The sequence below is a fragment of the Vagococcus sp. WN89Y genome, assembly GCF_052220145.1.
GTDB lineage: Bacteria > Pseudomonadota > Gammaproteobacteria > Enterobacterales > Enterobacteriaceae > Kosakonia.
Genome location: NZ_JBQPOM010000002.1, coordinates 25808 through 49737, shown reverse-complemented (window position 1 = coordinate 49737; position 23930 = coordinate 25808). Strand labels below are relative to the sequence as shown.

The window sequence follows — 23930 nt, the reverse complement described above, 5'->3', positions numbered from 1 at the left end:
TAGCATGCGTTACCAGGCGGCCAAACACCAGCAGAAAATGCCCAATAGCACGGCGAAAGCAGGCGCTTTCGCCGACATTGTTTAAATTGCCATCGATGACAGCAGATTAACCTGCGTTTGTTTCGCCATATTGTCGCGATAATCTGCGACGCGGCTGGGCCAGGTGATGCCAGCCACCAGCGTCAGGTTACGCAGAAGCGGAAAGAGATGGATATCATCATCGGACAACTCACCGTTAACGGCATTGGGCTGGACAATGAGTTTATCCAGCGCGCGCAGATCGTCGCTGATGTTTTTAATCAAGCCATTGGAGTGGGCAAGATGGTCGGCAAAATCGCCGATAGCCGCCTCTTTTTTAGCTGCAAACGAGGCGCGGGCCTGCGGGGTAGAGAATTCATCAAAAGCTGATTTCGCCACGCGCGGGAGCAGCAGCTTATTGACGTAGCCATTCACTTTGCGCAGCCACTCTTCAAGCTGCGGATTTTGTTTGCCGGTCAGCAGCGGTTTCCCGTCAAGCTGGTCGACATAATGCACAATATCCATACTTTCCGCCAGGTAACGGCTGTCATCTTTTTGCAAAATGGGCGCCATTTTTTTACCGATCATACGGGTCGGGGTGGCGTCATCGTCGCTTTGCAATATGTTGAGTTCGACAGGGATGTTTTTGAGGCCGAAAATCATGCGGGCTTTAACACAGAAAGGGCAGTGATCGTAGATATATAGCTTCACGTTTCTCCTCCATACTGGCTTCGGATATCTACCAGTATGGTGGAGAGCGCCGGTGGGCGCAAATCAGGCGCCGGGTTCCAGCACCGGTGGCTGAACGCGTTTCAGGCCAAATTGCCACAACAAGGCAAAGAAGGTGATGAGACCAATCAGCGCCAGCATCACCCAGGGAAGCTCAGGCTGATGCAGGGCTTTGCCCGCGTCAAACAGCCAGCCGCCGCCGGCATAACCCAGCGCGCCGCCGAATGCCAGACCGAGGCGGCTGAACCCCATATAGCTGCCGCGGGCGCGCGCATCACTCAGCTGGGCACTTAACGTTTCCCGCGCGGGTTCGGCGATAATCGAGCCGATATAGAACGTACAAATCAGCGTGAAGAGTTGTTGTAATGAGGCAACCATGCCTATCGGCAGGAGGCTAAACGTCATCACCAGCAGGCCCGCCATCAGGCGGTACTCCAGGCGAAAACGTTTCTCGCTCCAGCGGGCGATAGGGTAAAGCAGCGTCAGTGACAGGCAAGCTTCGATTGCGTACATCCACTTCACGGCAGCCGGAGAACCGGCAATATCGTTAACCATAATCGGTAGCATCAGCATCACCTGCACCGCCAGCATATAGTAGCCGGTGAGCGTCAACACATAGGTGACAAAGCGTTTGTCACGTAACACGCGGCCCAGCCCTTCCCGCACCGGGGTTTTCACGGTTGACAGTTTCCAGGCAGGTAGCAGCCAGGCGTTAAATGCCGCGCAGAGGACAAACATCAGCGCACCCACCGCGCACACCAGGCGGAAGTCATATTGCAGCAGCCAGCTTCCGAGCAGCGCGCCGATAACTGCGCCCGCGCTGTCCTGCATCATCAGCAGCGAAAAGAAGCGACCGCGCTGGTGAGGACGCACCAGTTTTACCACCAGCGCCGAGCGCGGTGGATCGAAGAGCGTGCCGCCAAGCCCTGAGAGCAAACAGGAGAGCCACAAGAGCCAGGGTTCGTGCGCGACACCCATTGCCACAAAGCCCGCGGCGCGCAACAACATGCCGGTGACAATCATCGGCTTGGCGCCCAGGCGATCGGCAATCGCGCCGCCGAAAATACCCAGCCCCTGCTGAATAAACTGCCGCAAGCCGAGCGCAATACCGACCATGAGCGCAGCCCAGCCCAGTTGATCAACAAAACGGATAGAAATAAGCGGAAAAACCACGAAAAAGCCGAGCACTACCAGCATATTATCGACCAGCAGGAAATATTTACCCAGGCTCCTTGCCTGCGATATGCGCGCCATTTCCCCTCCGGGAAATAAAAAGAGGTAACGCATCTATTCTGCGGTGCCGCTGCGTATTTTCCCATATTGTTAGTGACAATATTTTTTTATCAAAAACCGGCTTTGATTCAGATTTTTCATTGAAAAAGCAACTTAATGCAGAAAAATGCCATCTTGCGGTTTTCACGAAATGCTCAGGCGACGGTATAGTAAAAGAGTCGAGAATCGCAAGGAGTGGTCATACATGTTTGGCTATCGCAGTAATGTGCCGAAAGTACGCCTGACAACGGACAGATTAGTGGTGCGCCTTGTACACGAGCGCGATGCCTGGCGTCTGGCGGATTATTACGCTGAGAATCGGCTATTTTTAAAACCCTGGGAGCCCGTGCGTGATGAAAGCCACTGTTATCCATCCGGCTGGCAGGCGCGTCTTGGCATGATCAATGAATTTCATAAACAGGGCTCAGCGTTCTACTTTGCGCTGCTCGATCCTGATGAAAAAGAGATAATCGGCGTGGCGAATTTCTCCAATGTTGTTCGCGGCTCTTTTCATGCCTGTTATCTCGGCTACTCAATTGGTCAGAAATGGCAGGGCAAAGGACTGATGTATGAAGCGCTTGGCGCGGCTATTCGCTATATGCAACGCACGCAACATATGCACCGTATTATGGCGAACTATATGCCGCACAATCAGCGCAGCGGGGATTTGCTGGCGAGGCTGGGTTTCGAGAAAGAGGGCTACGCCAAATCCTATCTACTGATCGACGGGCAATGGCGTGATCATGTATTAACCGCGCTGACTACACAGGAATGGACGTCAGGACGTTGAGGAGTAAGCATGAAGTATCAATTAACTGCCACTGAAGCACGGGTGATTGGCTGCCTGCTGGAAAAACAGGTGACGACGCCGGAACAATATCCGCTGTCGATTAACGGCGTGGTGACGGCGTGTAATCAGAAGACCAACCGCGAGCCGGTGATGAACCTGAGCGAGCGGGAGGTGCAGGAAGTGGTGGATGAGCTGGTGAAGCGCCACTATCTGCGTACCGTCAGCGGCTTTGGCAATCGGGTGACGAAATATGAGCAGCGCTTTTGCAATTCTGAGTTTGGCGATTTAAAACTGAGTCCGGCAGAGGTTGCGCTTATCACCACGCTCTTGTTACGCGGCCCGCAAACGCCAGGCGAGTTGCGCGGGCGCGCTGAGCGGATGCACCGTTTCACGGATATGACCGAGGTGGAAACCACGCTTACGCAGCTGGAAAACCGGGAGGATGGCCCGTTTGTTGTGCGTCTGCCCCGCGAACCCGGCAAGCGTGAAAGCCGTTTTATGCATCTTTTTAGTGGTGATGTGCAAACGCTGGTGAATGTTGTCGAAGCGGTCAGTCCCGCCACGGATACGCTGGAAGCGCGTGTGATGGCGCTCGAAGAAGAGGTCGCAGAGCTAAAACAGCGTCTGGATTCCCTGCTGGCTCACCTGGGAGATTAAGCGTGACAGGATTACGTATTGGCGTGGTTGGATTGGGCGGTATTGCGCAAAAAGCGTGGCTGCCGGTGCTCGGCGCGGCGACGGACTGGACGCTGGCTGGTGCCTGGTCGCCGACGCAGGAGAAGGCGCAGCGCATCTGCAATACCTGGCGCATCCCGTATGCAGCCTCTCTGGAGGCGCTGGCTGCGCAGTGCGACGCGGTGTTTGTCCATACCTCGACCGCCTCTCATTACGCGGTGGTGAGCGCGTTACTTAATCTCGGTGTGCATGTCTGTGTTGATAAGCCGCTGGCGGAAAATCTCCAGGATGCCCAGCGGCTACTGGAGCTGGCGGCGCGTAAAAAACTGATCTTAATGGTCGGGTTTAATCGCCGCTTCGCACCGTTATACCGTGAGCTAAAGCAGCATATGCCGCAGGCATTATCACTGCGAATGGATAAGCATCGCGCCGACAGCGTTGGCCCGCAGGATTTGCGCTTCACCTTGCTTGATGATTATCTGCACGTTGTCGATACCGCGCTGTGGCTGGCGGGTAACGCGGGGCAGCTGAAAAGCGGCACGCTGGTGACCAATGATGAAGGCGCGATGATCTATGCGGAGCATCATTTCGCCCATGAACATCTGCAAATCACCACCAGCATGCATCGACGGGCGGGAAGCCAGCGCGAATGGGTGCAAGCGGTCACCGACGGCGGTCTGTTTGATATCACCGAAATGCGTGAATGGCGTGAAGAGCGCGGGCAGGGTGTCGTTGCCCGCCCGGTGCCCGGCTGGCTGAGCGTGCTGGAACAGCGCGGTTTTGCCGGGTGCGCGCGCCACTTTATTGAATGCGTACAAAATCAGACAGTTCCGCAAACCGCAGGTGAGCAGGCCATTCTCGCGCAACGCGTGGTTGAGAAGCTCTGGCGCGAGGCGATGAGCGAATAATGCCCTGTAACATCTGGCGTTAGCAATTCGCCTTTTTCCCTGTAGACTAAGCGCTTCGCTGTACACCAACGCCTGCATTGCAGGCGTTGTGTCTTATGGATAAACGAATGAACCTGTTAAAATCGCTGGCGGCAGTCAGCTCCATGACGATGTTTTCCCGCGTGCTGGGTTTTGCGCGCGACGCCATTGTGGCGCGAGTATTTGGCGCAGGCATGGCGACGGATGCCTTTTTCGTGGCGTTCAAATTGCCAAACCTGCTGCGGCGTATCTTTGCCGAAGGCGCTTTTTCCCAGGCCTTTGTGCCGATTCTGGCCGAATATAAAAGCAAGCAGGGCGAGGATGCCACGCGCGTGTTTGTCTCTTACGTTTCCGGGCTGCTGACGCTGGCGCTGGCCATTGTCACGGTGCTCGGTATGCTGGCTGCGCCCTGGGTCATCTTTGTCACCGCGCCGGGGTTTGCCGATACGGCAGATAAATTCGCGCTGACCTCGCAACTGCTGCGTATTACCTTTCCTTATATTCTGCTGATTTCGCTGGCCTCGCTGGTCGGTGCCATCCTCAACACCTGGAACCGTTTTTCGGTACCGGCGTTTGCGCCGACGTTTTTAAATATCAGCATGATTGGTTTTGCCCTGTTCGCCGCGCCGTATTTCAACCCGCCGGTGCTGGCGCTGGCGTGGGCGGTGACTGTCGGCGGTGTTTTACAGCTGGTTTATCAGCTCCCGCATCTTAAGAAAATTGGCATGTTGGTGCTGCCACGTATCAATTTGCGCGATGCGGGCGCGATACGGGTGGTCAAACAGATGGGACCCGCTATCCTGGGCGTGTCGGTTAGTCAAATCTCGCTGATTATTAACACGATTTTCGCCTCCTTTCTCGTCTCCGGTTCGGTTTCGTGGATGTATTACGCTGACCGCCTGATGGAGTTCCCTTCCGGGGTGCTGGGCGTGGCGCTGGGGACAATTCTGCTGCCTTCGCTGTCGAAAAGCTTCGCCAGTGGTAATCATGACGAGTATTGCCGCCTGATGGACTGGGGGCTGCGGCTCTGTTTTCTGCTGGCGCTGCCCAGTGCGGTGGCGCTGGGTATTCTGGCAAAACCACTTACGGTCGCGCTGTTCCAGTACGGTAAATTTAGCGCATTTGATGCCATGATGACCCAGCGCGCGCTGGTTGCTTACTCGGTAGGATTGATGGGGCTGATTGTGGTGAAGGTGCTGGCGCCAGGCTTTTACTCGCGCCAGGATATTAAAACGCCGGTGAAAATCGCTATCGTCACGCTTATCCTGACCCAGGTGATGAATCTGGCGTTTATCGGCCCGCTTAAACACGCGGGGCTGGCGTTATCGATTGGTCTGGCGGCGTGCCTGAACGCCGGTCTGCTGTACTGGCAGCTACGTAAAAAGAATATTTTTACGCCGCAGCCTGGCTGGTCGCGCTTTTTGCTGCGTCTGGTGGTTGCCGTACTGGTGATGGCGGCTGCGCTGGTGGGCATACTGCACGTTATGCCGCAGTGGTCGCAAGGGACGATGCCGTATCGTTTACTGCGCCTGATGGCCGTCGTGCTGGTTGGCGTGGTGGCTTATTTCGCCACGCTGGCAGTGCTGGGCTTTAAAGTAAAAGAGTTCACGCGCCGGACGGTGTAACAGCAAAAGCCGCCTTTATCGCAGGCGGCTTCATTTCATCCCGCAGGATGGGCAAAAATCGTATAAACCCCTGCCCGAAGCCTACGGACAATACTTGTTGCTGACCACGCTCACAGGGCAGGGGAGAATAGAATTGCCAGGGGAATCCCTGGCAAAAAAAATCGGGCGCTATCAGATGGAGATTTTTTTGCCGCCGCGCAAGGAGGAGGCTGTCTGGCCATTGGCACCGTACAGGGCCGGTTCCTGGTGAGGCTTCAGAATGTCCAGCACCTGCTGATTACGTGCAATTTGCCCTTCCAGCAGCCAGCCATTGTGCTGGTTCAGCTCGCGCAGATGCTGCGTCTTTTGCGTAATAATCTGCCAGCGATCGGCGATGTCGTCGCTTGCGCTGTGTTGTGCTTTTTGCGCGGCGCGGCGCTGCTGCTCAAGGTAATCCAGGGTGGCGAGCAAGGAGCTTTTTTCCTCCGTAATACGCTGAAGCGCGCTGCCATTGATCTGGCCTACGGAAAGCTGTTTTTGCTCAGCATCCATCACGTCTTTTAAAGCGCTCAGGATAACTGTCATTTGATCAAGAATGTCTGACAGTCGATTCATATCGTTATTTACTCTGTAAGTAACTCTGCGCTTCATCAATCAGGGCATCGGCAATTTTGCCCGTGTCCATTTTCAGCTCGCCATTACGGATAGCGGTTTTTAACTGCTCAACGCGTTCCATATTGATATCGTTAGTGCCCGCCTGCATCAGTCTGGCCTGAGCGCCGCTGAAGGTCACACTGGTGCTATTCGCATCGGTGGTTTTTTCAATACGCGTTTTCGGCGTCTGAGTCTCGTTAGTCTCACGCTGCTGTACAGTGCTAACTGGCTTCAGGGGCGATGTACGATCAATGCTCATAGTATTGTCCTCATTGAGGTTTCCCGGCATTTCGGGCCTGGTAACTTTAGTGGTTGTTAATTTATCGGCAGTTAACGCGAATTCTTTAAAAAGATTATAGGTTAATCAGAATATTCCCATCAGAATCCACTGTACCGCTGACAATCTGCCCTGAAGCCATACGTACGCGGGCGTTTTGCGCCACCGCCGCATTGTTCAGCGCTTGCCCCTCGCCGTTAACACTAAAGCCCTCTCCCGAGGCCACAACCTGTACGCGCTGCCCGGCTTTTACCCGCCACGCCTGGCGCAGCATCGAAAGCTGCACCGGCTGGCCGGGAGCCAGATCGCGCAAACTGACCGCATCCTGCGCCTGGGTGATATCCAGCATGGTTCTCGGTGGCAACTGATCCAGACGACCGCGTTTTAAGGCCACGCTGCCCGGTTGCAGGACGCTACCGCGCGCGACGGATTGCGCTGCCACCACATAGTTCCCCGTCGCCTGCACGTTTACCTGCAAATAACGCTTTGCGCCTGCGCAGTTTGCCAGAACGTTCAAATTACCCCACAGCTTTGCACTACCGATAACGCTTAGCGCCGGTTGCTCACAGGCAGGTAACAGATTCTTTGGGGTGCGTATATTTACCACCACCTCATCACTAAAGCCAGCAAGACGTTGTGCGAAAAGGGACGTCAGTTGTTCCTGCAGATCGGACGCTTGTGTTAGCGGGCTGACTAACAAAAAAATCGCGGCTAAACCGCCATGCAACGCCTTCATCGCAGACTCCTGCTGGTTTGGGAATGAGAGGATTTTAACCGTATGTCAAATCTATCAACGCAAAAAATAGCGACCCATTTTGCCCTTATTCCAGCGATAAGTTTGCAAGAGGAGATTTAAGCTGTTGGCTAAATAATTGTCATCAGTGGGGGAGCCATGCTCGATAAACTTGATGCCGCACTGCGTTTTCAACAAGAAGCGCTGAACCTGAGCGCCCAGCGTCAGGAGATTCTGGCGGCAAACATCGCTAACGCCGACACCCCAGGGTTTCAGGCGCGCGATATCGATTTCGCCAGTGAACTGAAAAAAGTCATGGAGCGCGGTCGTGCTGAAAACAGCGGCGTTTCGTTAGCCCTGACTTCTGCCCGTCATATCCCGGCGCAGGCGATGACGACACCATCAACCGATCTGCTGTATCGCATCCCGGATCAGCCCTCTCTGGATGGCAACACCGTGGATATGGATCGTGAACGTACGCAATTTGCGGATAACAGCCTGAAATACCAGACCGGTCTGACCGTCCTCGGCGGGCAGATAAAAGGCATGATGAGCGTTCTGCAAGGGGGAAATTAATTAGATGGCATTACTGAATATTTTTGATGTCGCAGGCTCCGCGCTGACCGCGCAATCAAAACGCCTGAACGTGGCCGCCAGTAACCTGGCGAACGCCGACAGCGTAACCGGGCCGGATGGACAGCCTTATCGCGCCAAACAGGTCGTTTTTCAGGTGGATGCGGCTCCAGGGCAAGCCACCGGCGGCGTGAAAGTGGCGGATGTGATTGAAAGCCAGGCACCGGACAAACTGGTGTATGAGCCAGGCAACCCGCTGGCTGATGCCAATGGCTACGTCAAAATGCCTAACGTTGATGTGGTCGGTGAGATGGTGAACACCATGTCCGCTTCACGCAGCTATCAGGCAAACGTTGAAGTGCTCAACACCGTTAAGAGCATGATGCTCAAAACGCTCACCCTCGGCCAGTAAAGGAGACGTGACAGCATGTCTATTGCCGTAAACGTTAACGACCCGACAAACAGTGGCGTCGCGTCGAGTTCCAGCACGACATCTTCAACCGGCACCAACAGCGCCGCCGACCTGCAAGGCAGCTTTCTGACCCTGCTGGTAGCACAGCTGAAAAATCAGGACCCGACTAACCCGCTGCAAAACAACGAGCTGACCACACAGCTTGCGCAAATCAGTACCGTTAGCGGGATAGAAAAACTCAATACCACGCTTGGTTCGATTTCCGGGCAGATCGATAACAACCAGTCGCTGCAAGCATCAACGCTTATCGGCCACGGTGTGATGATCCCGGGCCAGACCATTCTGGTGGGTAAAGAAACCTCGACACCGTTTGGCGTGGAGCTGGCGCAGGCTGCCGACAAAGTGACCGCGACCATCACCGATAAAGATGGTGCCGTGGTGCGTACCATTGAGCTGGGCGGCCTGACGGCAGGCGTGCATACCTTTAGCTGGGACGGCAAAGCGGCAGACGGCACGGCGGCGGCGGATGGCTCTTACAAAGTCTCCCTCGCGGCAAGCTCTGGTTCGACGCAGCTGGTGGCTCAGCCGTTACATTTTGCGCTGGTGCAGGGTGTGACCCGCGATAGCAACGGCAACACATTAGATTTGGGTACGTACGGTACCACTACCTTAGACGAAGTACGGCAGATTATTTAAAGCCTTAACACTTATCAGGAGTAAGTCATGGCCTTTTCACAAGCGGTCAGCGGCCTGAATGCTGCGGCCACCAACCTCGATGTCATTGGTAACAACATCGCCAACTCCGCCACTTATGGCTTTAAATCCGGGTCTGCGTCCTTCGCCGATATGTTTGCCGGTTCTAAAGTTGGTCTGGGCGTAAAAGTTGCCGGTATCACTCAGGACTTCAGTGACGGTACTACCACCAACACCGGTCGTGGCCTGGATGTTGCGCTGAGCGGCAACGGGTTCTTCCGTCTGACCGACAGCAACGGTTCTGTTTATTACAGCCGTAACGGCCAGTTTAAACTGGACGAAAGCCGTAACCTGGTGAACATGCAGGGGATGACCGTAACGGGCTACCCGGCAACCGGTACGCCGCCGACTATCCAGACCGGCGCGAACCCGACGGCTATCACCATTCCGAACACCCTGATGGCGGCGAAAACCACCACCTCCGGCACTATGCAGGTCAACCTGAACTCAACAGACGCGACGCCGTCGGTTGCAACGTTTGACCCGACGAACCCGGACTCTTACAACAAAAAGACCTCGATCACCGCTTACGACAGCCAGGGTAACGCCCACGACGTGAACGTCTATTTTGTGAAAGACGCAAATGCCAACACCTGGAACGTCTACACCCAGGACAGCAGCGTTGCCGGTAGCCCGGTTTCTGCCGCGCACACCATGACCTTTGATGCGAACGGTACATTGACCGCAGGCGATACGCTGAGCATCACGACCGGCACCATCAATGGCGCGACCCCGGCAACGTTCGATCTGAGCTTCGCTAACTCCATGCAACAGAACACCGGCACTACCAGCATCGTTGGTATCACCCAGAACGGTTACAAACCGGGCGATCTGGTGAGCTACACCATTAACGATGACGGCACCGTGGTTGGTAACTACTCCAACGAGCAGAAACAGCTGCTGGGGCAGATTGTGCTGGCGAACTTTGCTAACTCCGAAGGCCTGCAATCGGAAGGTGACAACGTCTGGTCTGCAACGAACGCGTCTGGCGTTGCGCTGCTGGGAACTGCCGGTACCGGTAACTTCGGTTCCCTGACCAACGGTGCGCTGGAGTCTTCAAACGTGGATCTGAGTAAAGAGCTGGTCAATATGATCGTCGCGCAGCGTAACTATCAGTCGAACGCGCAGACCATCAAAACCCAGGATCAGATCCTCAACACGCTGGTTAACCTGCGTTAATCATCTGACGGGATGGCTTAATGGATCACGCAATATATACCGCGATGGGCGCCGCCAGCCAGACGCTGAATCAGCAGGCTGTCACCGCCAGCAACCTCGCGAATGCGTCCACGCCGGGTTTTCGTGCGCAGCTTAATGCGCTGCGCGCGGTACCGGTCGAAGGGCTTTCTCTGCCCACGCGCACGCTGGTCGTTGCCTCTACGCCGGGTGCCGATATGACGCCAGGGCAGATGGATTACACTTCGCGCCCGCTCGATGTGGCGTTGCAACAAGATGGCTGGCTGGCTGTGCAAACCGCCGACGGTTCAGAAGGGTATACCCGTAACGGTAACATCCAGGTAAGCCCGACCGGTCAGCTGACTATTCAGGGCCATCCGGTGATTGGTGAAGCAGGCCCGCTGGCCGTGCCGGAAGGTTCCGAGGTCACTATCGCGGCCGACGGGACGATTTCGGCGCTCAATCCGGGCGATGCGGCAAACACCATCGCGCCGATTGGCCGACTGAAGCTGGTCAAAGCGGATGCGCAGGAAGTGGTGCGTGGCGACGACGGTGTTTTCCGTCTCAGTCAGGCAGCGCAGACCGCGCGTGGCCCGGTTTTACAAGCCGATCCGACCATTCGTGTGATGTCAGGTGTGCTGGAAGGCAGTAACGTCAAGCCGGTAGAAGCCATGACCGACATGATTGCCAGCGCGCGCCGTTTCGAGATGCAGATGAAAGTTATTCACAGCGTCGATGAAAATGCGCAACGCGCTAACCAGTTGCTGTCAATGGCCTAATAAACAGGACTACTTATGATCAGTTCATTATGGATCGCGAAAACCGGTCTCGACGCCCAGCAAACCAATATGGATGTCATCGCCAACAACCTGGCGAACGTCAGTACCAATGGTTTTAAGCGTCAGCGTGCGGTATTTGAAGATCTGATGTACCAAACGATTCGCCAGCCTGGCGCGCAGTCTTCCGAACAGACGGTGCTGCCTTCCGGCCTGCAAATCGGTACCGGTGTTCGCCCGGTGGCGACCGAGCGTCTGCACAGCCAGGGTAACCTCTCCCAGACCAACAACAGCAAAGACGTGGCGATTAAAGGGCAGGGCTTTTTTGAAGTGCTGCTGCCGGACGGTACCTCTGCGTATACGCGCGATGGCTCCTTCCAGGTGGATCAAAATGGTCAGCTGGTGACGGCGGGCGGTTTCCAGGTTCAGCCTGCGATAACCATCCCGGCTAACTCCCTGAGCATCACGATTGGCCGCGACGGTGTGGTCAGCGTGACGCAACAAGGTGCCGCCGCGCCGGTGCAGGTTGGTCAGTTAAACCTGACCACCTTTATGAATGACACCGGTCTGGAAAGCATCGGTGAAAACCTCTACACCGAAACCCAGTCTTCGGGGGCGCCAAACGCCACCACGCCTGGACTCAACGGTGCAGGGCTGTTGTATCAGGGGTATGTAGAAACCTCTAACGTAAACGTGGCGGAAGAGCTGGTGAACATGATCCAGGTTCAGCGCGCTTACGAAATTAATAGTAAGGCAGTGTCGACGACCGATCAGATGCTGCAAAAACTGACGCAACTCTAAGGCGTTATCCGGTGCGGCAACCGCCGCGCCGGAACCCTGATTTCGAAGATGAATGCAATGCAAAAATACGCCGCGCGCAGCTACCCGATTATGGCTTTTCTGGCATTCACCCTGACGGGTTGTGCCTGGGTTCCTTCGACACCGTTGGTACAAGGGGCCACCAGCGCCCAGCCGACACCCGGACCCGTGCCTGTAGTAAACGGCTCGATTTATCAGACCGCGCAGCCGATCAACTATGGCTACCAGCCACTGTTTGAAGACCGACGTCCGCGTAACGTGGGCGATACGCTGACCATCGTTTTACAAGAAAACGTCAGCGCAAGTAAAAGCTCCTCGGCGAACGCCAGCCGTGACAGCAAAGCCAGCTTTGGTCTGGACACCACCCCGCGCTACCTTGAAGGCCTGTTCGGCAACGCGCGTGGCGACCTGAGTGCCTCTGGCGGTAATGAGTTCAACGGTAAAGGCGGCGCAAACGCCAGCAATACCTTTAGCGGCACGTTAACCGTGACGGTTGACCAGGTGCTGATCAATGGCAATTTACATGTGGTGGGTGAAAAACAGATAGCCATCAACCAGGGCACTGAATTCATCCGCTTCTCCGGTGTCGTGAACCCACGCACCATCAGCGGTAGCAATACCGTTCCGTCCACCCAGGTGGCGGACGCTCGCATCGAATATGTTGGCAATGGCTACATCAACGAAGCGCAGAATATGGGCTGGCTGCAGCGTTTCTTCCTCAACTTATCGCCGATGTAACCGGGGTAATTATGTTCAGATATTTTGCTGGAATCGTGTTAGTGCTGGCGGCAAGCGTTGCCCAGGCCGACCGTATCCGCGACCTCACCAGCGTACAGGGCGTACGGGAAAACTCACTGATTGGCTACGGCCTGGTCGTTGGTCTTGACGGCACGGGTGACCAGACCACCCAGACACCGTTTACCACCCAGACGCTGAACAACATGCTGTCGCAGATGGGGATCACGGTGCCCACCGGCACCAATATGCAGCTGAAAAACGTGGCGGCGGTGATGGTCACCGCGCAGTTCCCGGCGTTTGCCCGCCAGGGGCAAACCATCGATGTGGTGGTCTCCTCAATGGGTAACGCCAAAAGTCTGCGCGGCGGTACGCTGCTGATGACCCCGCTGAAAGGGGTGGACAGCCAGGTCTACGCGCTGGCGCAGGGGAATATTCTGGTGGGCGGTGCCGGGGCATCAGCTGGCGGCAGCAGCGTGCAGGTGAACCAGCTCAACGGGGGGCGCATCACCAATGGTGCGGTGATTGAGCGTGAGCTGCCTTCGCAATTTGGCGCCGGGAACACCCTCAATCTGCAGCTCAATCAGGAAGATTTCACCATGGCGCAGCAGATTGCCGACACCATCAACCGCAACCGTGGCTATGGTAGCGCAACCGCGCTGGATGCCCGCACCGTGCAGATCCGTGTTTCCAGCGGTAGCAGCAATCAGGTGCGTCTGCTGGCCGATATTCAGAATATGGAAGTTGGTGTGACGCAACAGGACGCGAAAGTCATCATTAACTCCCGCACCGGCTCTGTGGTGATGAACCGCGAAGTGTCGCTCGATAGTTGTGCCGTGGCGCAGGGGAATCTGTCGGTCACCGTTAACCAGCAGGCGAACGTCAGCCAGCCCAATACGCCTTTCGGCGGCGGCCAGACGGTCGTGACGCCGCAGACGCAAATCGATTTGCGCCAGAGTGGCGGCTCGATTCAGAGCGTGCGTTCCAGCGCTAACCTGAACAGCGTGGTGCGCGCACTGAATGCGCTGGGCGCATCGCCGATGGAACTGATGTCTATCCTGCAATCGATGCAGAGCGCGGGTTGCCTGCGTGCGAAACTGGAGATCATTTAATGTTGACGGACAGCCGCCTGATGTCGAGTGCTGCATGGGATGCGCAATCGCTTAATGAACTGAAATCGAAGGCCGGGCAGGACCCGCAGGCAAACCTGCGTCCTGTTGCCCGCCAGGTGGAAGGGATGTTTGTGCAGATGATGCTAAAAAGCATGCGCGAAGCCTTGCCGAAAGACGGCATTTTCAGCAGCGACTCAACCCGGCTGTACACCAGCATGTACGATCAGCAAATCGCGCAACAAATGACCGCCGGGAAAGGTTTAGGCCTGGCGGACATGATGGTCAAACAGATGTCCGGCGAGCAACAGCCTGTGGATCCACAGTCGCAGATGCAGCAGGTGCCGATGAAGTTCCCGCTGGAAACGGTGACCAGTTATCAAAACCAGGCGCTGACGCAACTGGTGCGCAAAGCGATACCGAAAGCGCCAGATAATAACGACGAAGCATTAAGCGGCGACAGCAAAGACTTCCTGGCGCAGCTTTCGCTTCCGGCACGTCTTGCCAGCCAGCAGAGTGGGGTTCCGCACCACCTGATCCTGGCGCAGGCGGCGCTGGAGTCCGGCTGGGGCCAGCGCCAGATCACGCGGGAAAATGGCGAGCCGAGCTTTAACATCTTCGGTGTGAAAGCCTCGGCAGGCTGGAAAGGGCCAACCACCGAAATTACCACCACCGAGTATGAAAACGGCGAGGCGGTGAAAGTCAAAGCGAAGTTCCGTGTCTATAGCTCCTATCTTGAAGCGTTGTCCGATTATGTGGGCATGTTGACGCGCAATAAACGCTACGCGGCGGTAACGAACGCCGCGACGGCGGAGCAGGGCGCACAGGCGCTGCAAAATGCAGGCTATGCGACCGATCCGAACTATGCGCGCAAGCTGACAAGCATGATTCAGCAGCTGAAAGCGATGGGCGAAAAAGTCAGTAAAGCCTACAGCAGCGATATCGAAAATCTGTTCTGAAAGCTCTCAAGTTTCGATCCAGGTTGCCGATAATCTTCAACAGGACTCATGTCTGAGAGTGTATAAAAGGAACCTTCATGTCCAATTTAATCAATAGCGCCATGAGCGGGCTTTCCGCAGCCCAGGCTGCGCTGAATACGGCCAGTAATAACATTTCAAGTTATAACGTGGCTGGCTATACCCGCCAGACTGCGGTGATTTCACAGGCAAAAAGCACGCTTGCCTCCGCTGGCTATATTGGCAACGGTGTGTATGTTTCAAACGTTCAGCGTGAGTACGATGCATTTATTACCAACCAGCTGCGCGCGGCGGAAAACCAGGGCAGCGGGCTGACGACACGCTATGAGCAGATGTCGAAAATCAACAACCTGCTTTCCAGCTCCTCAACCACGCTTTCTACCACGCTGCAGGACTTTTTCTCGTCATTGCAGACGCTGGTCGGTAACGCGGAAGACCCGGCAGCGCGCCAGACGTTAATTGGTAAAGCCGATGGCCTTGTTAACCAGTTCAAAGTGACGGATGCCTATCTGCGCGAGCAGGATAAGCAAGTTAACACCGCTATCAGCTCAACTGTTGAGCAAATCAATAACTACAGCACGCAAATCGCCAAGCTCAACGATCAGATTTCTCGTCTGACGGCGCAGGGCGGTGGCGCTTCGCCCAATGATTTACTCGATCAGCGCGATCTTTTAGTCAGCGACCTGAACAAGCTGGTGGGCATTGAGGTGAGCGTGCAGGACGGTTCGTCCTATAACATCACCATGCCTAATGGCACCACGCTGGTTTCCGGCAGCACTGCGCGCCAGCTGGCCGCCGTGCAGTCCAGCGCCGATCCTGCGCGCACCACCATTGCTTACGTTGATAACGTGGCGGGCAATGTTGAGATCCCGGAAAAATTAGTCACAACCGGTACGCTTGGCGGGCTGTTTGCGTTTCGCACCAACGATCTGGACCAGGCGCGCAACACGCTCAACCAGCTGGCCGTGGCGTTCAGCGATGCGTTCAACCAGCAGCATAAAGAAGGGATTGATGCCAATGGCGACGTCGGCGGCGATTTCTTCAGCGTGGGCGCACCGTACAGCCTGAGCAACAGCAAAAACACCGGTAGCGCGACGCTCTCGCCTGCACTGGTGGCTGGCGAAGGCAGCAAAGTTCAGGCTACAGATTATAACGTGAAGTATGTGGGCGGTGCCTGGCAGGTAACGCGCACGTCAGATAACACCACCGTGGCGGCGAATTTTGACGCAACGGATAACTCGCTGAATTTTGACGGGATGAAAATTACCGTCAGCGGTACGGCGGCTAATAACGACAGCTTTACCGTGAAACCTGTCGCTAATGCGATTGTTAACATGCAGCTGCTGGTTAAAGACGAATCCAAAATCGCACTGGGTATCGACGATGCTGATACCGGCGAGAGCGATAACCGTAACGGCCAGAAACTGCTGGATCTGCAAAACACCAAAACCGTGGGCGGCAACAAAACGTTTAACGATGCCTACGCAGCGCTGGTAGCGGATGTCGGTAACAAAACCAACACCCTGAAAACCAGCAGCACCACCCAGGCGAACGTGGTCTCGCAGTTGAGCGATCAGCAGCAGTCGATTTCTGGCGTCAACCTTGATGAAGAGTACGGCAACCTGCAGCGTTACCAGCAATATTACCTGGCAAATGCCCAGGTGCTGCAAACCGCCAGTACCATCTTTGATGCATTACTGGGCATTCGCTAAGGAAGAAATTAACGATGCGTATTAGTACACAAATGATGTATCAGCAGAATATGCGCGGCGTCACCGATGCTCAGAGTGAATGGCTGAGAAGCGGTGAACAAATGTCTACCGGCAAGCGCGTATTGACGCCATCGGACGATCCGATTGCCGCCGCGCAGGCGGTCGTGCTCTCCCAGGCACAGGCGCAGAACGCGCAATATGCGACGGCGCGCGGCTTCGCAAACCAGCGCGTTTCGCTCGAAGACAGCGTCCTCGGCGCGGTGGCTACCGCCATTACCTCCGCCCAGGAAAAACTGGTCTATGCCAACAACGGCACGCTGAGCGATACCGACAAAGCGACTCTGGCAACCGACTTGCAGGGTATTCGCGACCAAATCATGAACCTGGCAAACAGCACCGACGGTAATGGTCGCTACATTTTTGGCGGCTACAAAACCGATCAACCGCCGTTTGATGCCGCGACCGGCGTTTACAGCGGCGGTGCCAATACCGTGATGCAGCAGGTGGACTCTTCCCGCAGCATGGTGATTGGCCATACAGGGACACAGATTTTTGAAACCCTGACCAGCAACGCTGCGCCGGAACCGGACGGTTCGCCGTCGGAAAATAAACTCTTCGCCATGCTGGACTCCGCCATCGCTGCGCTGAAAGTGCCGACCGAGGGTGATGATGCTGCGCAGGCGACCCAGACGGCAGCCATCCAGAAAAGCAGCCGTGGACTGGCAAATGCGCTGGATACGGTCGGAACCGTGCGTGCTGAAGTGGGCGTGCAGTTAACGGAGTTGCAAGAGCTGGATAATCTCGGTACCGAGCGCGGTCTGGGCCAGACCGAGCAGATGAGTAACCTGGTGGATGTGGATATCACCTCGGCTATCTCTTCTTACGTGATGAAGCAGGCGGCACTGCAGGCTTCCTATAAAGCATTTAGTGATATGCAAGGCATGTCCTTGTTCCAGGTTAATAAGTAACTTTTTCGATTTGGGCATGTCTGGAAACTGGGATATGCTCGCTGTGCTCGCTCCACCACCCCGGAGCGGGCTTTTTTTTGCCCTTTCGCTGCCCAAAAACAAAAAACCGGCGGCACAGGCCACCGGTTGACGTTTCATTTTACTCAGGCTTTTTGCGTGCAGACTGCGCGACGTCTTGTTTCCATCATCCGAATAGCGAGTGCGACAAAACCACTGACCGTCGCCAGCACCACCACGCCTTGCCACCCGGCGATAGCATAAAGCTTACTGCCCAGCGCGGACCCCGCAGCCATACCAATAAAGACGCCGGTAAACAGCAGAGCGTTTAACCTGCCGCGCGCTTCAGGTTCCAGACCATAGACCAGATTCTGGTGCGCCACGAGGCTTGATTGCAGCCCTAAATCAAAACCAATGGCCGACAGAGCGATAAGCGCAAGTTGCCCATGTACAGGCAGGGCCGGTAACAAAAACATCAGGGCAAAAGAGATGGTCACCAGGCCTGCGCCAAGCTGGGTGACTTTAGCTGCGCCAACTTTGTCGGCAAGACCTCCGGCCAGCGGCGCGGCCAGCGCGCCTGCCGCTCCGGCAATGCCGAACGTTCCGGCAACCGCGCTGCCAAGCTGATAGTTATCCAGCAGCATCATCGCAAGGGTTGACCAGAACGCACTGAACGCGACGGATAAGCAACCTTGCGCCATCGCCGCATGACGCAGCGCCGGATAACGTTGCCACAGGTGCGCCATGGATTTCATCAACGCCGGGTAGCTCAGGGTGGATGGGGTCGCGAAACGCGGCAGCACTGACCACATCAGCACTCCAATCAGCGCGATGCTGAGCGCCGCAAGTTGATACATCACCCGCCAGCCGAATGCCGCACCGACAAAACCGCTGACGGTTCGCGAAAGCAGGATGCCCAGCAGCAGCCCGGTCATCACCGTGCCAACCATTTTCCCTTGCTTCCCGGCGGGGGCCAGGATCGCCGCAGCCGGAACAATATCCTGCGCCATCGTGGCAGCCATACCGATAAGCAGGCTGACAATCAGTAACGAAGGCAGGTGGCTGGCGAGGCTACAGGCCAGCAGCAACAGAGCAAGCGCGGCGCTTTTGAATAAAATCAGGCGACGACGATCGTAGCGATCGCCAAGCGGCAGCAGAAATAGAATACCTAACGCATAACCCGCCTGGGTCAGGGTAGGGACTAAGCCCATCCCGCCAATGCTCAGGTGCAAGTCGCTGCCCATCAGCGGCAGCAGCGGCTGCGAATAATAAATAGCGGCAACACTAAACCCTGCGCCGAGCGCGAGGGCGAATATGACCCGACCAACAACATCTGATGAAAGCGAATGACGGTCCATGATTTTTATTCCAGAAGAAAGTGTGACGGCATTGTCACGTAATCGCCGCTGGCGCGGTAGCCAGCGCAGTGGTAAAACGGTTATACGTGAAACGCATAAGTAAAAGAATAATGAATCGACAAGAGCGTATAGACAGAGTTTCTCTGATGCAGACATTCATTCGCATAGTGGAGACCGGATCGCTATCGGCCGCCGCCCGTCAGTTGAGTACCACCCAGGCGACGGTCAGTCGCCGTTTGCAATCGCTGGAATCGCTGCTTGGCTGCAAGCTCCTGCTGCGTACCACGCATGCGATGAAACTGACGGATGATGGCGAGCGTTGCTATCAACATGCAAAACAGCTGGTGGATGGCTGGGCGGCGCTGGAGGATGAATTACGCCAGGCAGAGGATGAACCGGTCGGGATGCTGCGCGTGCGTGCGCCGCATGCATTTGGTCAGGAGCAATTGCTGACACCGCTGACGCAATTTCTGGAACGCTATCCGCAGTTGTCGGTCGAGTGGATGCTGAATGATAAGTCGGTCGATTTTCTCAGCGATAATATTGACTGCGCCATACGCGTTGGCGCAGAGGTTGACCCGGCCACGGTGTCGATGCTGCTGGCAGAGGTGCCGCGCAGCATGGTGGCTTCACCAGAGCTTTTGGCACGCTTTGCGCCCGTTGAAAATCCTCAACAGCTGGCATCGATGCCGTGGGTTGCGCTGAGCACGTTTTATCAGCACGAAATCACGCTGACGCACCAGGCGAGCGGTGAAACGGCGCAGGTGGCGATTGCGCCGCGGCTTTTTACCGACAGTCTTTTTGCAGCGCGAAACAGTGCTATTGCCGGGCTTGGCATCGCAATTATTTCCAGCTGGAGCGTGGAGGAGGATATCCGTGCCGGGCGGCTGATTGTGCTGCTGCCGGACTGGCAGGCGGCGCGACTGCCGGTACATCTGGTTTACCCGTGGTCACGTTACTATCCGGCGCGGCTGCGTAAATTTTTGCAGTTGATGCGCGAAGTGATGCCGCAAATTGGCGGCGTGCAGAAGATATAAAAAAGCCGACCCGAAGGTCGGCTGTTAACGCAAAGCAGTTTATTCAACAGGCTTTGGTTTGGTGGCCGGTGCGGAGGCCGTATGGGTGGCGCTGTGACCGCCTGCGGCACCTTTGCCCTCGAAGGCAAAGTCCGGGCGAACCCAGTCGCTGTGACGCGGCGCTTCCTGCACATAGGCTGGCGCAGGCGCTTTTGTCATCGGCGCCGTGGCCACTTTGCGGCTCACGGTAACCGGCGCTTCAGGCGCGTTGTCCACAGCTGGCGCGGAGACCGGCGGCTGAGCGATAACCTCTGGCTGAGCTTCCACTTCAGGTTCTGCGACCTGAGGTTGGGCGTCAACGAGCGGTTGCGCTTCGGCTTTTGGCTCAGTTTCAACGAGCGGCTGTGCTTCTGCTTTCGGCTCAGCTTCCGTTACCGGCTCTGCCGTGATTACTGGCTCCGCGTCCTGCGTAACCGGCGCTTCGCTGTCCGCTGGTTTGACTTCCTCAGCGACTTCTTCAGCAACGGCACGGTCTTCCTGCGCAATCAGCTGAGGCTGCTCATCGACCGGTGCGGCAATCACTTGCGGATGCGTGGTTTCCACGGCAACCGGCTGCGGCTCGGCAACAGCTTGCGGCTCAACAACCACTGGCTCATCGGCGGTGGCCGGCGCTTGCGGTTCTACTACGTTTTGCTGTTCGCCGGTCAGCAGTTGCGCTTCGGCGATAGCCGGTGCGACATCCTGCGCGACGGGGGTGTCTTGCTGGGTGTTGATTTCCTGTTCTGGCTGCTCGTCCTGCGGGCGGGCGACCGGATAACGAACCCACACTTTACCGGAAGCCATTTCCGGCGAGGCGCTGGCAGCGGCCAGCGGCATCGCGGACTGCAGCGGATAGCGCTCGTCACGGTAACGGCGGCGGCGCTGCCCGCTAACGCGCAGGTGGCGCGGAGAGCGGCGTGAACGGCGCGGCATCGCGTTTTCGCGACCTTCACCATTTTCGTCCTGCTCCTGCACACCCTCAACAACCGCAGGCAGATCCACTTTCGCAAGCTCAGTGCTGGCAACCGGCGCGCTTTCTGCCACTTCGTCTTGCGGCGCATTCGCTTCGCGATTGTCATCAATACGCACTTTCTGGCTTAGCTGGCGCTGTTTGCGGCGCGGCATCACCTGCACACGCTCTTCCTGCTCTGCTTCCTGAGCCGGTTGCTCTTCGCGGTTCAGCTCTTTAACTTCCTGCTGCGCCTGGCGTTTGTCATCGTTACGACGACGGTTGCGCTCGCGGCGGGACGGTTGCTGCTCGTCACGCTGTTTGGTTTTTTCCGACTCTTCTGCGGCTACCGGTTGGCGGGCTTCACGCGTCTCGGCGGTCTGCTGCGGTTTTTCACGGCGATTGCGGCGATTCTCGTCGCGACCTTCACGATTATCACGGCTTTCGCGGCCTTCGTTACCTTCGCTGCGCGGATCGCGGCGCTCATTGCGATCGCGACGGTTGCCCTGACGCGATTTGCGGCGCTCCTGCGGGCGCTCTGGTTTCTCGCTCTTCGCCTCTTCTTTGACTTCGACCGGCGCCGGGGCTTCTTCACCCGCGAACAGACCTTTCAGTGCCGAGAGGAAACGGCCAAAGATGCCCGCTGACGCAGGGGCAGCCGCCTGAACGGATGCGGGTTCTGTGCGGTCGACAGGCGCGGCGGTAGCCGCTTGCGGAGCAGGCGGGACTTCCGGCATCACAAACGTCGCCAGCGCAGGCTGCTCAGGACGTTTACGCTCGGCAAACTCCTCTTCAGACGGCAGCGCCATCGCCTCTTCATGCAGCTTCGGCAGCAGGTAGCTGAGCGTTGGCGTCTCTTCACCTTTGCGCACGCGCAGTACGGAGTAGTGCGGCGTTTCCATCTGATCGTTCGGCACGATAATGCAGCGCACGCCGCCCTGGCGGGCTTCGATAGCGCTAACTGCGGCGCGTTTTTCGTTCAGCAGATAAGAGGCGACCTGCACCGGCACAATCGCATGCACTTCCTGAGTGTTTTCTTTCAGCGCTTCTTCTTCAATCAGACGAAGAATCGACAAAGAGAGGGATTCGTTGTCGCGAATGGTGCCTGTACCGCTACAGCGCGGGCACACATGATGGCTGGATTCACCCAGCGACGGGCTTAAGCGCTGGCGGGACATCTCCAGCAGGCCGAAGCGGGAAATATGGCTAATCTGGATGCGCGCACGGTCCTGGCGCACCGCTTCGCGCAGACGGTTTTCTACCGCACGCTGATGGCGCACCGGCGTCATATCGATAAAGTCGATAACAATCAGGCCGCCGAGGTCGCGCAGGCGTAATTGACGGGCGATTTCATCCGCCGCTTCCAGGTTAGTGTTGAAAGCTGTTTCTTCGATATCGCCGCCGCGCGTGGCGCGAGCAGAGTTGATATCGATAGCGGTCAGCGCTTCCGTGGAGTCGATAACGATAGAACCGCCGGACGGCAAACGCACTTCGCGCTGGAAGGCTGATTCAATCTGCGACTCGATTTGATAGTGGCTAAACAGCGGAATTTCACCGGTGTAGAGCTTAATTTTGCTGCTGAAATCCGGGCGGCCCAGCGCAGAGATATGCTGACGCGCCAGCTCAAGCACTTTCGGGTTATCGATAAGGATTTCGCCGATGTCCTGGCGCAGATAGTCGCGAAACGCGCGCACAATGACGTTGCTTTCCTGATGGATAAGGAACGGGGCAGGGCGGCTTTCAGCGGCTTTCTGGATAGCTTCCCAGTGCTTTAAGCGAAAGCTTAAGTCCCACTGCAGCGCTTCGGCGGACTTGCCAACGCCTGCGGTACGGACAATCAGACCCATGCCATCCGGCAATTCGAGACTGGAGAGGGCTTCCTTTAATTCGGTACGGTCATCGCCCTCGATACGCCGGGAGATACCGCCCGCACGCGGGTTGTTTGGCATCAGCACCAGATAGCTGCCTGCAAGGCTGATAAAGGTTGTCAGCGCCGCGCCTTTGTTGCCGCGCTCTTCTTTATCAATCTGAACAATGACTTCCTGGCCTTCACGCAGCACGTCTTTAATATTAGGACGGCCATGTGCGTTGTAATTGGCAGGGAAATATTCGCGGGCGATCTCTTTAAGGGGGAGGAAGCCGTGACGCTCGGCACCGTAATCGACAAACGCAGCTTCAAGGCTCGGTTCAATGCGGGTGATTTTACCTTTGTAGATGTTTGCTTTTTTCTGTTCGTGGCCCGGACTTTCGATGTCCAGGTCGTACAGGCGCTGCCCATCAACAAGGGCGACACGCAACTCTTCCTGCTGAGTTGCGTTGATTAACATTCTTTTCATCGTAACTTACTCATTATTCTTACATTGACGACTAAGCTGCGGGCATGGTGACGCCTTGCCGGGGAAGAACCGATGGCCTCGTGACTATTCACGCCGCCAACCTCACGGTTATCGGTCGCTTAAGAGGCGCAGTGTGTCGGCTGCCTGTATTTCCTGTGGAAAATACAGCGCAATTATCAGGGGAACAGCCTGGGAAAAACTCTCCAGAGAAGATTCCATCTACCGGTAAGGTCTGCAACCCGCAGCCCGCTAACTGCCTGAACGATCAATACGTCTTACGCCATTGCTGCGTGGATAATCGGACAAGCAAAACTGATAGTTCCGTTCATTTACTTGTTTTAACAAGTTTCAATTCGGAAAACGGCAACATTATTCCTTGCGAACCCTGTTATAGCAAGCTGACTTTTACCAATTATCACCGGGTTACTCACAGTTTTTTCACGACGGAACGGCGATTGCGTTAATAACCACCGAATCAACCATGAAAAACAATGTCCTCCGGATCAATATTCAATATAAGCATAGAAAAATGAGTGGCGCTATTCAT

At 56.2% G+C, this 23930-nt stretch carries 23 protein-coding genes; 16 read left to right on the top strand and 7 right to left on the bottom strand.

All coding sequences use genetic code 11. From position 1 onward, the window contains the following. Positions 1–81 precede the first annotated feature (81 nt). Positions 82–729, bottom strand: coding sequence for a glutaredoxin 2 (gene grxB, locus ACTU3N_RS00365; RefSeq protein ID WP_443084178.1), 648 nt, complete (start codon positions 727–729; stop codon positions 82–84). Between the two features lie 63 nt (positions 730–792). Then, positions 793–2001, bottom strand: coding sequence for a multidrug efflux MFS transporter MdtH (mdtH, locus tag ACTU3N_RS00360; RefSeq protein ID WP_443084177.1), 1209 nt, complete (start codon positions 1999–2001; stop codon positions 793–795). A gap of 223 nt (positions 2002–2224) precedes the next feature. Between mdtH and rimJ the strand changes: the two genes are divergently transcribed. The 4 genes from rimJ (at position 2225) to murJ (ending at position 6035) form a co-directional block, all read left to right on the top strand. Further along, the gene (gene rimJ / locus ACTU3N_RS00355; protein WP_443084176.1) at positions 2225–2809 is read left to right on the top strand and encodes a ribosomal protein S5-alanine N-acetyltransferase; all 585 of its coding nucleotides are present in this window, start codon (positions 2225–2227) and stop codon (positions 2807–2809) included. Between the two features lie 9 nt (positions 2810–2818). Next, positions 2819–3466, top strand: coding sequence for a YceH family protein (locus tag ACTU3N_RS00350; protein WP_443084175.1), 648 nt, complete (start codon positions 2819–2821; stop codon positions 3464–3466). A gap of 2 nt (positions 3467–3468) precedes the next feature. Next, the gene (locus ACTU3N_RS00345; RefSeq protein WP_443084174.1) at positions 3469–4392 is read left to right on the top strand and encodes a Gfo/Idh/MocA family protein; all 924 of its coding nucleotides are present in this window, start codon (positions 3469–3471) and stop codon (positions 4390–4392) included. A gap of 107 nt (positions 4393–4499) precedes the next feature. Next, positions 4500–6035: a murein biosynthesis integral membrane protein MurJ gene (murJ, locus tag ACTU3N_RS00340; RefSeq protein ID WP_443084173.1), complete on the top strand. Its 1536-nt coding sequence runs from the start codon at positions 4500–4502 to the stop codon at positions 6033–6035. A gap of 171 nt (positions 6036–6206) precedes the next feature. Here murJ and flgN read toward each other — a convergent pair whose 3' ends face one another. The 3 genes from flgN to flgA form a co-directional block, all read right to left on the bottom strand. Beyond that, positions 6207–6629, bottom strand: coding sequence for a flagella biosynthesis chaperone FlgN (flgN, locus tag ACTU3N_RS00335; RefSeq protein ID WP_443084172.1), 423 nt, complete (start codon positions 6627–6629; stop codon positions 6207–6209). Between the two features lie 4 nt (positions 6630–6633). Then, positions 6634–6927: a flagellar biosynthesis anti-sigma factor FlgM gene (gene flgM, locus ACTU3N_RS00330; protein WP_443084171.1), complete on the bottom strand. Its 294-nt coding sequence runs from the start codon at positions 6925–6927 to the stop codon at positions 6634–6636. Positions 6928–7021: 94 nt separating this feature from the next. Then, on the bottom strand, positions 7022–7681 hold the full coding sequence (gene flgA, locus ACTU3N_RS00325) for a flagellar basal body P-ring formation chaperone FlgA (protein WP_443084170.1): 660 nt from the start codon (positions 7679–7681) through the stop codon (positions 7022–7024). Positions 7682–7837: 156 nt separating this feature from the next. On the opposite strand from flgA, the gene flgB reads away from it, so the two are divergent. The 11 genes from flgB to flgL all read left to right on the top strand — a co-directional run bounded on the left by flgB (position 7838) and on the right by flgL (position 17688). Beyond that, on the top strand, positions 7838–8254 hold the full coding sequence (gene flgB, locus ACTU3N_RS00320) for a flagellar basal body rod protein FlgB (RefSeq protein ID WP_443084169.1): 417 nt from the start codon (positions 7838–7840) through the stop codon (positions 8252–8254). Between the two features lie 4 nt (positions 8255–8258). After that, positions 8259–8663 carry a flagellar basal body rod protein FlgC gene (flgC, locus tag ACTU3N_RS00315; RefSeq protein ID WP_443084168.1) on the top strand — a complete coding sequence of 135 codons (405 nt, stop codon included), beginning with the start codon at positions 8259–8261 and terminating at the stop codon, positions 8661–8663. Between the two features lie 15 nt (positions 8664–8678). Next, a complete protein-coding gene (flgD, locus tag ACTU3N_RS00310; protein ID WP_443084167.1) occupies positions 8679–9359 on the top strand; it encodes a flagellar hook assembly protein FlgD in 681 nt (226 codons plus the stop codon). 27 nt (positions 9360–9386) lie between these two features. After that, positions 9387–10595: a flagellar hook protein FlgE gene (gene flgE, locus ACTU3N_RS00305; protein ID WP_443084166.1), complete on the top strand. Its 1209-nt coding sequence runs from the start codon at positions 9387–9389 to the stop codon at positions 10593–10595. Between the two features lie 20 nt (positions 10596–10615). Next, complete coding sequence (locus tag ACTU3N_RS00300) at positions 10616–11371, top strand: flagellar basal body rod protein FlgF (RefSeq protein ID WP_443084165.1); 756 nt, start codon at positions 10616–10618, stop codon at positions 11369–11371. Positions 11372–11386: 15 nt separating this feature from the next. After that, positions 11387–12169: a flagellar basal-body rod protein FlgG gene (flgG, locus tag ACTU3N_RS00295; protein ID WP_443084164.1), complete on the top strand. Its 783-nt coding sequence runs from the start codon at positions 11387–11389 to the stop codon at positions 12167–12169. Positions 12170–12217: 48 nt separating this feature from the next. After that, complete coding sequence (locus tag ACTU3N_RS00290) at positions 12218–12925, top strand: flagellar basal body L-ring protein FlgH (RefSeq protein ID WP_443084163.1); 708 nt, start codon at positions 12218–12220, stop codon at positions 12923–12925. Positions 12926–12936: 11 nt separating this feature from the next. Then, positions 12937–14034, top strand: a complete 1098-nt coding sequence (locus ACTU3N_RS00285; protein ID WP_443084162.1) for a flagellar basal body P-ring protein FlgI — start codon at positions 12937–12939, stop codon at positions 14032–14034. Next, positions 14034–14990, top strand: coding sequence for a flagellar assembly peptidoglycan hydrolase FlgJ (gene flgJ, locus ACTU3N_RS00280; protein ID WP_443084161.1), 957 nt, complete (start codon positions 14034–14036; stop codon positions 14988–14990). Before ACTU3N_RS00285 ends, flgJ begins: the two co-directional genes overlap by 1 nt. Positions 14991–15067: 77 nt before the next feature. Continuing rightward, the gene (gene flgK, locus ACTU3N_RS00275) at positions 15068–16720 is read left to right on the top strand and encodes a flagellar hook-associated protein FlgK (protein ID WP_443084160.1); all 1653 of its coding nucleotides are present in this window, start codon (positions 15068–15070) and stop codon (positions 16718–16720) included. Positions 16721–16734: 14 nt separating this feature from the next. Then, entirely contained in the window at positions 16735–17688 is a 954-nt protein-coding gene (gene flgL / locus ACTU3N_RS00270) for a flagellar hook-associated protein FlgL (RefSeq protein WP_443084159.1), read from the top strand. A gap of 143 nt (positions 17689–17831) precedes the next feature. Here flgL and ACTU3N_RS00265 read toward each other — a convergent pair whose 3' ends face one another. Then, entirely contained in the window at positions 17832–19043 is a 1212-nt protein-coding gene (locus ACTU3N_RS00265; RefSeq protein WP_443084158.1) for an MFS transporter, read from the bottom strand. 146 nt (positions 19044–19189) lie between these two features. Between ACTU3N_RS00265 and ACTU3N_RS00260 the strand changes: the two genes are divergently transcribed. Continuing rightward, the gene (locus tag ACTU3N_RS00260; RefSeq protein WP_443084157.1) at positions 19190–20080 is read left to right on the top strand and encodes a LysR family transcriptional regulator; all 891 of its coding nucleotides are present in this window, start codon (positions 19190–19192) and stop codon (positions 20078–20080) included. 39 nt (positions 20081–20119) lie between these two features. Here the strand turns inward: ACTU3N_RS00260 and rne are convergent, their stop codons facing one another. Beyond that, on the bottom strand, positions 20120–23383 hold the full coding sequence (rne, locus tag ACTU3N_RS00255; RefSeq protein ID WP_443084156.1) for a ribonuclease E: 3264 nt from the start codon (positions 23381–23383) through the stop codon (positions 20120–20122). Positions 23384–23930 lie beyond the last annotated feature (547 nt).

Excerpts from the sequence above, each read along its gene's own strand:
- murJ (WP_443084173.1), top strand. The coding sequence starts at position 4,500 with ATGAACCTGTTAAAATCGCTGGCGGCAGTCAGCTCCATGACGATGTTT.
- flgA (WP_443084170.1), bottom strand. The coding sequence starts at position 7,681 with ATGAAGGCGTTGCATGGCGGTTTAGCCGCGATTTTTTTGTTAGTCAGC.
- flgM (WP_443084171.1), bottom strand. The coding sequence starts at position 6,927 with ATGAGCATTGATCGTACATCGCCCCTGAAGCCAGTTAGCACTGTACAG.
- flgJ (WP_443084161.1), top strand. The coding sequence starts at position 14,034 with ATGTTGACGGACAGCCGCCTGATGTCGAGTGCTGCATGGGATGCGCAA.
- flgD (WP_443084167.1), top strand. The coding sequence starts at position 8,679 with ATGTCTATTGCCGTAAACGTTAACGACCCGACAAACAGTGGCGTCGCG.
- rimJ (WP_443084176.1), top strand. The coding sequence starts at position 2,225 with ATGTTTGGCTATCGCAGTAATGTGCCGAAAGTACGCCTGACAACGGAC.
- flgK (WP_443084160.1), top strand. The coding sequence starts at position 15,068 with ATGTCCAATTTAATCAATAGCGCCATGAGCGGGCTTTCCGCAGCCCAG.
- ACTU3N_RS00350 (WP_443084175.1), top strand. The coding sequence starts at position 2,819 with ATGAAGTATCAATTAACTGCCACTGAAGCACGGGTGATTGGCTGCCTG.
- flgE (WP_443084166.1), top strand. The coding sequence starts at position 9,387 with ATGGCCTTTTCACAAGCGGTCAGCGGCCTGAATGCTGCGGCCACCAAC.
- flgN (WP_443084172.1), bottom strand. The coding sequence starts at position 6,629 with ATGAATCGACTGTCAGACATTCTTGATCAAATGACAGTTATCCTGAGC.
- flgL (WP_443084159.1), top strand. The coding sequence starts at position 16,735 with ATGCGTATTAGTACACAAATGATGTATCAGCAGAATATGCGCGGCGTC.
- flgG (WP_443084164.1), top strand. The coding sequence starts at position 11,387 with ATGATCAGTTCATTATGGATCGCGAAAACCGGTCTCGACGCCCAGCAA.
- flgB (WP_443084169.1), top strand. The coding sequence starts at position 7,838 with ATGCTCGATAAACTTGATGCCGCACTGCGTTTTCAACAAGAAGCGCTG.
- rne (WP_443084156.1), bottom strand. The coding sequence starts at position 23,383 with ATGAAAAGAATGTTAATCAACGCAACTCAGCAGGAAGAGTTGCGTGTC.
- ACTU3N_RS00290 (WP_443084163.1), top strand. The coding sequence starts at position 12,218 with ATGAATGCAATGCAAAAATACGCCGCGCGCAGCTACCCGATTATGGCT.
- ACTU3N_RS00285 (WP_443084162.1), top strand. The coding sequence starts at position 12,937 with ATGTTCAGATATTTTGCTGGAATCGTGTTAGTGCTGGCGGCAAGCGTT.
- ACTU3N_RS00300 (WP_443084165.1), top strand. The coding sequence starts at position 10,616 with ATGGATCACGCAATATATACCGCGATGGGCGCCGCCAGCCAGACGCTG.
- ACTU3N_RS00265 (WP_443084158.1), bottom strand. The coding sequence starts at position 19,043 with ATGGACCGTCATTCGCTTTCATCAGATGTTGTTGGTCGGGTCATATTC.
- mdtH (WP_443084177.1), bottom strand. The coding sequence starts at position 2,001 with ATGGCGCGCATATCGCAGGCAAGGAGCCTGGGTAAATATTTCCTGCTG.
- ACTU3N_RS00260 (WP_443084157.1), top strand. The coding sequence starts at position 19,190 with ATGCAGACATTCATTCGCATAGTGGAGACCGGATCGCTATCGGCCGCC.
- flgC (WP_443084168.1), top strand. The coding sequence starts at position 8,259 with ATGGCATTACTGAATATTTTTGATGTCGCAGGCTCCGCGCTGACCGCG.